This is a genomic window from Pseudonocardia adelaidensis (assembly GCF_039543345.1).
Classification (GTDB): domain Bacteria; phylum Actinomycetota; class Actinomycetes; order Mycobacteriales; family Pseudonocardiaceae; genus Pseudonocardia; species Pseudonocardia adelaidensis.
Genome location: NZ_BAABJO010000035.1, coordinates 86,658 through 97,018 on the forward strand (window position 1 = coordinate 86,658; position 10,361 = coordinate 97,018).

The window sequence follows — 10,361 nt, forward strand, 5'->3', positions numbered from 1 at the left end:
GCACCTCCTCGTGCCACTCCCATCGTGCGCCTCCCGTCAAGGGCGGCCCGCGTCCGATTTTGGGACGGTCGGCAGCCGCCGGAATGCTCTTATCGTGATCGGAACCACACCGATCACGCGTCGAAGGTCGAGCCATGACGACGACAGCACCAGAGACAGCCGAGCGCGACGTCCAGGACGCCGGACACGTCGACGTCCTCATCGTGGGCGCCGGGGTCTCGGGGATCGGCGCCGCGCACCACCTGCAGGACGCGTTCCCCGAGCGGACGTTCGTCATCCTGGAGGCCCAGGACGACCGCGGCGGGACCTGGTGGACGCACCGGTACCCGGGCGTGCGCTCGGACAGCGACCTGTTCACCTACGGCTACCGGTTCAAGCCGTGGCGCGGCCCGTCGATCGCGGCGGGGGAGGAGATCCTCGCGTACCTCGACGAGGTCATCGACGAGCACGGCCTGGCCCCGCACATCCGCTACCGGCACCGGGTGGCCGCCGCGAGCTGGTCCACGGAGGACCACCGATGGACCGTGGACGTCACCCGGGAGGACACCGGGCAGCGGCTGCGCTTCACCGCCGACTTCCTGTGGATGTGCCAGGGCTACTACAACCACGAGAAGCCCTACCGGCCCCGCTGGGAGGGCATGGACCGGTTCCAGGGCCTGATCGTGCACCCGCAGCGGTGGCCCGAGGACCTCGACCACTCCGGGAAGCGGGTCGTCGTGATCGGCTCGGGCGCCACCGCCGCGACGCTGATCCCCGCGCTGGCGGAGAAGGCGGCGCACGTGACCATGCTGCAGCGCTCGCCGTCCTACTGGTTCGCCCCGCCCGTCACCCACGAGCTCGCCACGACGCTGCGTCAGCTGGACATCCCGGAGGAGTGGACGCACGAGATCATGCGCCGCCAGTACGTCTCCCAGTTCAACTGGCTGGCCCGCACGTCGCTGGAGGCGCCGGACGAGGTGCACGCGTACCTGATGGACGCGATCCGCCCGCTGCTCCCGGAGGGCATCGACGTCGAGAAGCACTTCACGCCGAGGTACCGCCCGTGGCAGCAGCGCATCGCGATCGTCCCGGAGGGCGACCTGTTCGCGGCCCTGCGGGAGGGGAGGGCCTCGATCGTCACCGACACCATCGACGAGTTCACCGAGAAGGGCATCCGCGTCGCCTCCGGCGAGGAGATCGAGGCCGACATCGTGGTCACCGCCACCGGCTTCAACCTGTCGGCCTTCGGCGACGTCGCGTTCACCGTCGACGGCGAGCCGGTCGACTTCACCGAGCGGGTCACCTGGCGCGGCATCATGATCAGCGGGGTCCCGAACATGGCCTACACGTTCGGATACTTCCGGCACAGCTGGACGCTGCGCGTCGACCTGGTCTGCGACCTGGTGAGCCGGTTGCTCGCGCACATGGGCGACCTGGGGGCCACCACGGTCGTGCCGCACCTGCGCCCCGAGGACGCGGACATGTCGATCCGGCCGTGGTCGGACCCGGAGAACTTCAACGCCGGCTACGTCATGCGCTCGCAGCACCTGCTCTTCAAGCAGGGCGACCGCGAGCCGTGGACGCACATGCTCGAGCACGAGGAGGAGCAGGAGATCCTGCCGAAGGCCGATCTCGACGACGGGTCGCTCGTCTACAAGTGAGGGGATCGCCATGCCCGCGAAGGCCGTCCGCACCGGAGTCACGCTGAACTACGAGGTGAGCGGCGAGGGGGAGCCGCTGCTGCTGATCATGGGAACCTCGGGCTCGATCCCGCTGTGGGCGCAGCTGCTGCCCCGGCTGGCCGAGCGCCACCGCGTGATCGCGTTCGACAACAGGGGGCTCGGCGGCAGCGAGCGCGGCGACGGGCCGATCACCGCGGCCTCGATGGCCGAGGACGCCTCCGCGCTGCTCGAGGCGCTCGACGTGCCGAGGGCGCACGCCATGGGGTGGTCGCTCGGGTCGGCGGTCGTGCAGGAGCTCGCCATCGCGCACCCGGAGCAGGTCGCCACTGCCGTGCTGTACGCCACCTGGGGCCGGTGCGACGGCTACCAGCGCTCGATGCTGTCCGCGCTCCGGCTGCCCTACGCCGTGCGGGACATCGAGGCCGCGCTCGCCGTGGCCGGGCTGGCGTTCTCCCCCGAGATCCTGGACCGCCCGGACTTCGCGCAGCTGATGGAACCGATGCTCCCCGCCTTCCCGCAGAACGAGGAGCAGATGGCGGTCACCGTGGAGCAGTGGGACGCCGACCTCGCGCTGGACACGCTCGACCGCGTCGGTGGGATCGAGGCGCCGACCCTCGTCGTGGTGGGCGAGCAGGACCTGCTGACCCCGCCACGGCAGGCGAAGGCGGTGGCCGACGCCATCCCGAAGGCCCGCTTCGAGCTGGTGACCGGGCCGGGGTCCAGCCACGGCATGCACATCGAGCGCCCCGACGACCTGTTGCGCATCGTCACCGGCTTCCTCGACGAGCACCCGTTGCGGCCCTGACCCGTTCAGCGACCTGCTCGTCCGGGTCGGTCGCGTCCGCCGACGCGGACCCGTCCGGCCGCCCGCCGGTCGACTCCCGGACGACCAGCCGGTGCTCGATCACGACCCGGCCTGCGGACCGGGTGCGGGTCCCGTCGATCCGTTCGACCAGGACGTCGAGCGCGGCCCGGGCGATCCGCCGCCGATCCAGGTGCACGGTGGTAAGGGTCGGGTTGGCGTAGGCGGCCTCGGTGACGTCGTCGAACCCGACCACGGCGATGTCGTCCGGCACGCGCACGCCGCGCATCCGCAGGGCGTGCATCACGCCGAACGCGAGCATGTCGCTGAAGCAGAACACCGCGTCCGGCGGGCGTGCCGCGCCGAGGAGCTGCTCGGCGGCCGCCATGCCGTTGTGCCGCAGCAGCCGCCGCGTGGGGACGACGAGCCCCTCCTCGCGGATCCCGGCGTCGGCGAGCGCCGCCCGGTAGCCGTGCAGCCGCAGCGACCCGGTACTGGCCCCGTCGCCGAGCGGGCCGCCGACGGCGGCGATGCGCCGCCGGCCCAGCCCGAGGAGGTGCTCGGTGGCCTCGCGGGCCGCGACCACGTTGTCGATCGCGACGTGGTCGACGGACGCGGGGAGCTCCCGCTCGCCCAGCAGGACCATCGGGATGTCGCGGGCGGCGCTCGCGATGCTCGCGGGGTCCATCGCGAGCGGGCTCAGCACGAGCCCGTCGATGAGGTGGTGGCGCAGCCCGCGTGCGATGAGCGCCTCGCGGTCCTCGTCGCCGTCGGTCTCGTCGATGAGGATCGTGAACCCGCGTTCGTCCGCGGCGTCGGTGAGGTGGCTGGCCAGCTCGGCGAAGTACGGGGCGGAGAGGTTGGGCACGGCGAGGGCGATCACGCCGGTGCGCCCCGTGCGCAGCGTCCGCGCCGCGGGGTTGGGCACGTAGCCGAGGAGGGCGACCGCGCGCTCGACCTTCGCGCGCAGCGCGGGCGAGACGTGCTCGTAGCCGCTGAGGACGTTCGACACCGACTTCTGCGAGACCCCGGCGACGCGGGCGACGTCGACCATGCGGGGCCGGGCGCCCCCTTCCCGGCCGGTCTGCACGCGCACACCGTACCGATCTCTTACTTCGTAGTACAAGCTGGACACCGAATGCGCCATTACCTCTTTACATCTGAATCTACTTCGTAGTAAACCTGCGCCGCACGCTCGGCGACGTGACGAGGCAGGTGTCCGTGAACAGTCCAGGAAGACCGCTGACCCGGCGCGCGCTGCTGCGCTCGGCAGGCGTCCTCGCCGGGACGGCGGCGCTCGCCGGGTGCGGCAGCGCGCCGACGTCGCAGGACGCGGCGGGCAGCGGATCGTCCGGCACGCCCGGCGCGCTGCGCTGGTGGGACCACTTCGCGCCGCTCGAGTCGCTGCAGAACGCCACGTTCGCCCGGTTCACGGGCGGCGGCGGGCCGCCCGTCGAGTACACGCTCTACAACCCCAACGAGCAGGGACAGGCGCTGCAGCTCGCGTTCGGCAGCCGTCAGCTGCCCGACGTATTCACGCTGTCCGGGCTGGGCGTCCCGCCGTCGCTGCTGCACGAGCAGGGGTGGTTCGCCCCGCTCACGACGGCGGACGCGATCCGCGCCGGGTTGCCCGCCGGCATCCTCACGGAGGGCATGCACAGCTTCGACGGCGCGCTCCACTCGTTCCCGATCTTCACCCCGCGCCAGTACGAGACGCTGGTGTGGTTCGACCGCAACCTGCTCGCGCGGGCGGGACTCGACCCGGAGTCACCGCCCGCGTCGTGGGACGACCTGCGCGCGGCCGCCCGGGCGGTGCAGCGCAGCGGGGTGGCGTCGGGGATCGTGCTGCCGCTGCAGTTCCCCGACCGGCTGGCCGCCTTCGTCCTGGAGCTCGCCCAGACCGCGGGCTTCCCCGGCACCCGGGGCAACGGCCTGGACGGGCTCGACCTCACCACCGGGGAGTACCGCTTCCACGACGACGCGTTCCTCGCCGCGATCGAGTTCCTGCTGTCGTTCGCCCGCGACGACACGATGTTCCTGGCCAGCACGTCCCTGGACGCGCGGTCGGCGCGCGTGCGCTGGGCGGCGGAGGGCGGGGCCTTCTTCCTCGACGGCCCGTACAACGCAGGCGTGCTGGCTGGGAAGTTCCCGCAGGTCCTCGGGCGGATCGGGGTGGGGTCGATCCCGACCCCGGACGGGCGGGCGCCGGTGCTGACCCGGCCACCCAACGACGGCACGTTCTGGATGTCCGGCCGGTCCGGCGCGGTCGAGGCCGCCTCGACCCTGCTCGAGCTGTTCGTGAGCGCGGAGTACCAGCGCGGCCTGGCCGCCGCCATGGACCAGCCGCCGCTCGACCTCGGCGTCGTCGCCGGCTCCGACGCCCACCCCACGTACAAGCGCTGCGTCCAGCTGTTCGGCGAACAGGTCTTCCTCGGCCCCGCCGTCACCGGACGCAACCCGCGGGTGGCCGCGGTCCTCGGCGCGATGAAGCCGGTGGAGCCGGGCCTCGGGGCGATCATCCAGGGCATCGCGAGCGAGCAGGTCACCGACGTGCGCGGCCGGCTGCGCCGGCTGTCGGACGAGTGGACGGCGGCCCGCGACGCCGCCATCGCCGAGGTCGGCGGGGGCGTCAGCACAGCCGACTGGGCCTTCCCGGACTGGCGGCGCGGAGAGGACTACACCGCATGACCTCGATCGTGCAGAAGGCGCCGCCCGGGGTGGGGCGCAGGCTGTGGCAGGCCCGCTGGCCCTACCTCTTCCTGCTCCCGACGGCCGTGCTCTACGGCCTCTTCACGCTGTGGCCGGTCGCCGCGAGCTGGTGGTACTCGTTCCTGTCCTGGAGCGGGTTCGAGGGCGAGAAGACGTTCGTCGGCCTGCAGAACTACCGCGACGTGCTCGCGGACCCGCTGTTCTGGAACTCGTTCGGGATCACGATGCTGTTCATGGTCGTGACCGTGCCGTTGCGGGTGGCGCTCGGCCTGGCGATCGCGCTGCTGCTCAACCACCCGCGGCTGCCGTTCCAGCGGCTGTTCCGCACCGCGTTCTTCCTGCCGGTGGTGACGACCACGGCCATCGTCGGCGTGGTCATGCAGTTCGTCTTCGACCCCTCCGACGGTCCGGTGGCCGACGTCCTGCGGGGCGCGGGCGTCCCGGGCGTCGACTTCCTCGGCTCGCCGGACGCGGCGATCTGGACGGTGATCGCCGTGCACACCTGGAAGTGGGTGGGCGTCACGATGATCTACTGGCTGGCCGCGCTGCAGACCGTGCCGCGCGACGTGCTCGAGGCCGCCCAGGTGGACGGGGCGACCGGCTGGCAGTCCTTCCGGCATGTGACCGCGCCGATGCTGATCCCGTTCTTCGTCATCATCACGCTGCTGACGATCGAGCAGAACCTGCAGGTCTTCGACCTCGTCATGACGATGACGGGCGGCGGCCCGTTCTACGCCACCGAGGTCATCGAGCTCTACATCTACCGCTGGGCGTTCGCCGCCACCGTCCCCGAGCTCGGGTTCGCCTCGGCCGCCGCGGTGGTGCTCGGCCTGGTCCTGCTCGTCGTCGGGATCGGGCAGCTGGTCGGGGTGCGGGCGGCCCGGCGCACGGCAGGAGGGGACGCATGACGGCGACCGTCACCCGCCCGCGCGAGGTGCGGGCCGAAGGAGCCAGGCGCGTGCGCGGGCGCACCCGGCGCAGCCCGCTGCTGTGGCTGGTCACGCTCCTGGTGCTCGGCTTCGCCGCGGTGTGGGTCTACCCCTTCGTGTGGGTGCTCTCGGCGTCGGTGAAGGGTCAGCTGGAGGTCTTCACCGCGGGGCTTCAGCTGCTGCCGGAGGCGTTCCGCTGGGAGAACTACGCCCGAGCCTGGGTGGACGCGGACTTCGGCACGTACCTGCTCAACACCGTCCTCGTCACGGCGTTCACGGTGGCGATCGTCGTGGTCCGGTGCGCCATGGCCGGCTACGTGCTGGCGCGCTACTCGTTCCTCGGGCGCAGGTTCGTGGTCGCGGTGCTGGTCGGCACGCTGTTCGTGCCCGCCGGGTACACGATCATCCCGGTCGTCGAGCTCACCCAGCGGCTGGGCCTGCTCAACTCGCTGACCGGCATGGTCATCGCGCTGGCAGGCGGCGGGCACGTCGCGGCGGTGCTGCTGTACATGGGCTACTTCCGCGGTGTCCCCCGGGAACTGGAGGAGGCCGCCGTGCTCGACGGCGCGGGCTTCGGCACCGTGTTCTTCCGCGTGATGCTGCCGCTGGCCGGGCCGGTGACCGCCACCGTGGTCGTGCTGACCTTCCTGGCCACGTGGAACGCGTTCCTGCTCCCGCTGGTGTTCACCTTCAGCCGCCCGGACCTGCGGACCCTCGCCGTCGGGATGCAGGCGTTCGTCGGGGAGAACTCCGTGGACTGGCCGGGCATGGCCGCCGCCGCGACGATCTCCCTCATCCCCATCGTCGCCCTGTTCCTGTTCCTGCAGCGCTACTTCTTCGAAGGGATCGCCGGAGCCGTGAAGTCGTGACCCCGCCCAGGAAACAACCCGACGTCCTCCTGATCTGCACCGACCAGCAGCGCTTCGACGCACTCGGCGCGTCCGGCAACCCGCACATCGAAACCCCGAACCTGGACCGGCTGGCCGCCGAGGGAGTGCTGTTCGAGAACTGCTACGTGCAGAACCCGGTCTGCGCGCCGTCGCGGGCCTCCCTGATGACCGGGCGCTACGTCTCCACCCACGGCCTGCACGCCAACGGCGTCGACATCGCCCCCGACGCGGAGATGTTCACGAAGCTGCTGGCCGACGACGGCTACGACTGCGGTCTCGTCGGCAAGTTCCACCTCGGCGCGTGCTTCGCAGGACGCTCCGAGCCGCGCCTCGACGACGGCTTCCGGGTGTTCCGGTGGGCGCACGACCCGTACCCGGGGTCATCGGAGAACGCCTACCACCGCTGGCTGCGCGCCGCGCACCCCGACCTGTACGCGCGGGCGCGTGCCGGTGCGGTCGGCTGGGACGAACTGCCCACCGAGGCGCACTACAGCCACTGGATCGGCGACGAGACGATCGAGTTCCTGCGCGGCGGGCGCCAGGACGGCAAGCCGTTCTTCTTCGTCGCCAACTTCTTCGACCCGCACCACGGCTTCGGCGCGCCGCCGGAGTACCGGGAGCGCTACGACGCGGCGGCCCTCCCGCCCCGGGTCACCGCAGCGGGCGAGCTGGCCTCCAAGCCCCCGATCTTCACCGAGGCCTCGAAGGACTCCTACGCCGGCCACGCGCGTGGCTTCGCCGACTACACCGACGAGGAGCTCGACGGGGTCCGCGCCGCCTACTACGCGATGGTCACCCTCGTCGACGACGAGGTCGGGCGCATCCTCGACACCCTCGAGGCGGAAGGGCTGGCCGACGACACGGTCGTCGTGTTCACCAGCGACCACGGCGAGATGCTCGGCGACCACCAGCTGATGCTCAAGGGCCCGTTCCACTACGACTGCGCGGTCCGCGTGCCGCTGATCGTGCGCTGGCCCGGCCGGTTCGCCCCCGCCCGACGTCCCGAGCTGGTGCAGTGGGTCGACCTCGCGCCGACCTTCCTCGACCTCGCAGGCGTCGCGCCGTCCCCGCGGCACCAGGGCGCGAGCCTGCGCGGCCTGCTCACCGGCGGGGAGACCGCGTGGCGGGACTGGGCGCTGTGCCAGTACCGCAACAGCGGGCACGCCTACGACCCGCCGGTCCACGCGACGATGCTGCGCCACGACCGCTGGAAGCTCGTCGTGCACCACGGCGCGCCCGCGAGCACCCGCGAGCGCACCGGCGAGCTCTACGACCTGGAGTCCGACCCCGGCGAGCTGGTGAACCGGTGGACGGACCCCGCGCACCGCGAGGTCCGGGCCGACCTGCAGGAACTGCTGATCGACGTCCTCGTGGGCATCGAGGACCGCAGCCTGCCCCGGCTGGCGCACTGGTGAACGGAGAGAACGTGCACGAGCAGTACCCGCGTCCCCAGCTGGTCCGCCCGCAGTGGCAGGACCTGTGCGGGCCGTGGCGGTTCGCCTTCGACGACGCCGACGCCGGGCGCGGCGCGGGCTGGGCGACCTCGCCGGAGCCGTTCGACCGGACGATCACGGTGCCCTACCCGTACGAGTCGGAGCTGTCCGGGATCGGCGACCCGAGCCCGCGTCCGGTCGTCTGGTACCGCCGCGAGGCCGAGCTGGCCGCGCCGGGCCCCGGGCAGCGGCTGCTGCTGCACTTCGGCGCCGTCGACCACACCGCGCAGGTCTGGGTGAACGGCGTGCACCTGGGCGGGCACGAGGGCGGGCACACCCCGTTCTCGTTCGACGTCACCGACGCGCTGGTGGCCGGGCCCACGCAGGTGGTCGTCGTCCGCGCCGAGGACCACGCCGACGACGTCACCCAGCCCCGCGGCAAGCAGGACTGGCTCGACGAGCCGCACGGCATCTTCTACAAGCGCACCACCGGTATCTGGCAGCCGGTGTGGGCGGAGACGGTGCCCGAGCTGTACGTCGCGGAGCTGCACTGGGCACCGGACCTGCCAGGGGCGGCGGTCACCTGCGAGGCGGCACTGTCCCGCCGCCCGGAGCGGCCGGTGCGGCTGCGCGTCCGACTCAGGCTGGGCGAGGAGGAGCTCGCCGAGCACACGGTCCGGGTGCGCGACACCCACACGCGCGTCGAGGTGGCCATCCCGGCGGCGCGCCACGACATGCACCACGGCAGGCTGCTGTGGTCGCCCGAGCGCCCCACCCTCATCGACGCCGACGTCGAGCTGCTCGACGAGGACGGGGCGAGCGTCGACGCGGTCGGCTCCTACTTCGGCCTGCGCAGCGTCGGGGTGGAGGACGGGCGGTTCCTGCTCAACGGGCAGCCCCGGTTCCTGCGCCTCGCCCTCGAACAGGGGTACTGGCCTCGGTCGCACCTCGCTGCCCCGGACGCGGCCGCGCTGCGCCGCGAGGCCGAACTGATCAAGGAGCTGGGCTTCACCGGGATCCGGATCCACCAGAAGGTGGAGGACCCGCGCTTCCTCGCCTGGTGCGACCGCATCGGCCTGCTGGTGTGGGACGAGATGCCCAGCGCGTTCGAGTTCGCGCCCCGCACCGTCGAGCGGATCGTGCGCGAGTGGATGGAGGTGGTGCGCCGCGACCGCAGCCACCCGTGCGTCGTCACCTGGGTGCCGATGAACGAGAGCTGGGGCGTCTGGCACCTGGCAGACGTGGCCGAGCAGCGCCACCTGCCCACCGCGCTGTACCACCTGACGAAGAGCCTCGACGGCACCCGCCCGGTGATCTCCAACGACGGCTGGGAGATCACCGAGACCGACATCTGGGGCGTGCACGACTACGCCCCGCACGGGAAGTCGCTGCGCGAGCGCTACGACGGCCCCGACGCGGTCGCCCGGGTGCTGGACGACCGCAGGCCCGGGCGCAAGAAGGTGGTGCTCGGCGACCCCGTCGTCCGCGGGCTCCCCGTGGTGCTCACCGAGTTCGGCGGGTTGAGCTACGCGCCCGCCGCGGGCGAGAAGTGGTTCGGCTACGGCACCGTCGGCTCGGCCGAGGAGCTGGCCGAGCGGCTGCGCGGCCTCGTCGACGCCGTGCTCGACAACCCGGAGCTGGCCGGCTTCTGCTACACGCAGCTCACCGACACCGAGCAGGAGCGCAACGGCCTGCTCACCGAGGACCGCGAGCCCAAGCTGCCGGTCGAGGTGATCCGGGAGATCCTCACGCGCCCGGCCCGGGCCGTGCCGCCCGAGGAGGTCGACGCAAACCGGCGCCGCGCCGGGCACTAGTAGCGTGTCGCCGCTAAATCGGGTGCTATGCGGTGTATCGGTGCTCGGCAGCTCAGTTCTGCTGCTGAGAGGATGGGTGCTCGATGCCTCGCCCGAAGGTGTTCCCGGTCGGTCTGTCGGCTG

8 protein-coding genes are annotated in these 10,361 nt (G+C 72.1%); 7 read left to right on the plus strand and 1 reads right to left on the minus strand.

The annotated features are described in order from the left end of the window. Positions 1–134 precede the first annotated feature (134 nt). Together ABEA81_RS34220 and ABEA81_RS34225 are read left to right on the plus strand one after the other, a co-directional pair. Positions 135–1,640 (plus strand): flavin-containing monooxygenase, encoded by a 1,506-nt coding sequence (locus ABEA81_RS34220; protein ID WP_345610967.1) that lies wholly within the window; start codon positions 135–137, stop codon positions 1,638–1,640. Positions 1,641–1,650: 10 nt separating this feature from the next. Continuing rightward, on the plus strand, positions 1,651–2,466 hold the full coding sequence (locus ABEA81_RS34225) for an alpha/beta fold hydrolase (RefSeq protein ID WP_345610968.1): 816 nt from the start codon (positions 1,651–1,653) through the stop codon (positions 2,464–2,466). On the opposite strand, the gene ABEA81_RS34230 is transcribed toward ABEA81_RS34225, so the two are convergent. Then, positions 2,429–3,553 (minus strand): LacI family DNA-binding transcriptional regulator, encoded by a 1,125-nt coding sequence (locus ABEA81_RS34230; protein ID WP_345610969.1) that lies wholly within the window; start codon positions 3,551–3,553, stop codon positions 2,429–2,431. The genes ABEA81_RS34225 and ABEA81_RS34230 overlap by 38 nt on opposite strands. A gap of 113 nt (positions 3,554–3,666) precedes the next feature. Between ABEA81_RS34230 and ABEA81_RS34235 the strand changes: the two genes are divergently transcribed. From ABEA81_RS34235 to ABEA81_RS34255, 5 genes are read left to right on the plus strand one after another with little or no spacing between them, the layout of a single operon-like run. Then, positions 3,667–5,151 (plus strand): ABC transporter substrate-binding protein, encoded by a 1,485-nt coding sequence (locus ABEA81_RS34235; protein WP_345610971.1) that lies wholly within the window; start codon positions 3,667–3,669, stop codon positions 5,149–5,151. Continuing rightward, on the plus strand, positions 5,148–6,080 hold the full coding sequence (locus ABEA81_RS34240; protein ID WP_345610973.1) for a carbohydrate ABC transporter permease: 933 nt from the start codon (positions 5,148–5,150) through the stop codon (positions 6,078–6,080). Before ABEA81_RS34235 ends, ABEA81_RS34240 begins: the two co-directional genes overlap by 4 nt. Continuing rightward, positions 6,077–6,970 (plus strand): carbohydrate ABC transporter permease, encoded by an 894-nt coding sequence (locus ABEA81_RS34245; RefSeq protein ID WP_345610975.1) that lies wholly within the window; start codon positions 6,077–6,079, stop codon positions 6,968–6,970. Before ABEA81_RS34240 ends, ABEA81_RS34245 begins: the two co-directional genes overlap by 4 nt. Continuing rightward, positions 6,967–8,406 carry a sulfatase-like hydrolase/transferase gene (locus ABEA81_RS34250; protein WP_345610976.1) on the plus strand — a complete coding sequence of 480 codons (1,440 nt, stop codon included), beginning with the start codon at positions 6,967–6,969 and terminating at the stop codon, positions 8,404–8,406. The genes ABEA81_RS34245 and ABEA81_RS34250 overlap by 4 nt, the downstream gene beginning before the upstream one ends. Before the next feature lie 11 nt (positions 8,407–8,417). Further along, positions 8,418–10,238, plus strand: coding sequence for a glycoside hydrolase family 2 protein (locus tag ABEA81_RS34255; RefSeq protein WP_345610978.1), 1,821 nt, complete (start codon positions 8,418–8,420; stop codon positions 10,236–10,238). Positions 10,239–10,361 lie beyond the last annotated feature (123 nt).

Excerpts from the sequence above, each read along its gene's own strand:
- ABEA81_RS34220 (WP_345610967.1), top strand. The coding sequence starts at position 135 with ATGACGACGACAGCACCAGAGACAGCCGAGCGCGACGTCCAGGACGCC.
- ABEA81_RS34225 (WP_345610968.1), top strand. The coding sequence starts at position 1,651 with ATGCCCGCGAAGGCCGTCCGCACCGGAGTCACGCTGAACTACGAGGTG.
- ABEA81_RS34240 (WP_345610973.1), top strand. The coding sequence starts at position 5,148 with ATGACCTCGATCGTGCAGAAGGCGCCGCCCGGGGTGGGGCGCAGGCTG.
- ABEA81_RS34245 (WP_345610975.1), top strand. The coding sequence starts at position 6,077 with ATGACGGCGACCGTCACCCGCCCGCGCGAGGTGCGGGCCGAAGGAGCC.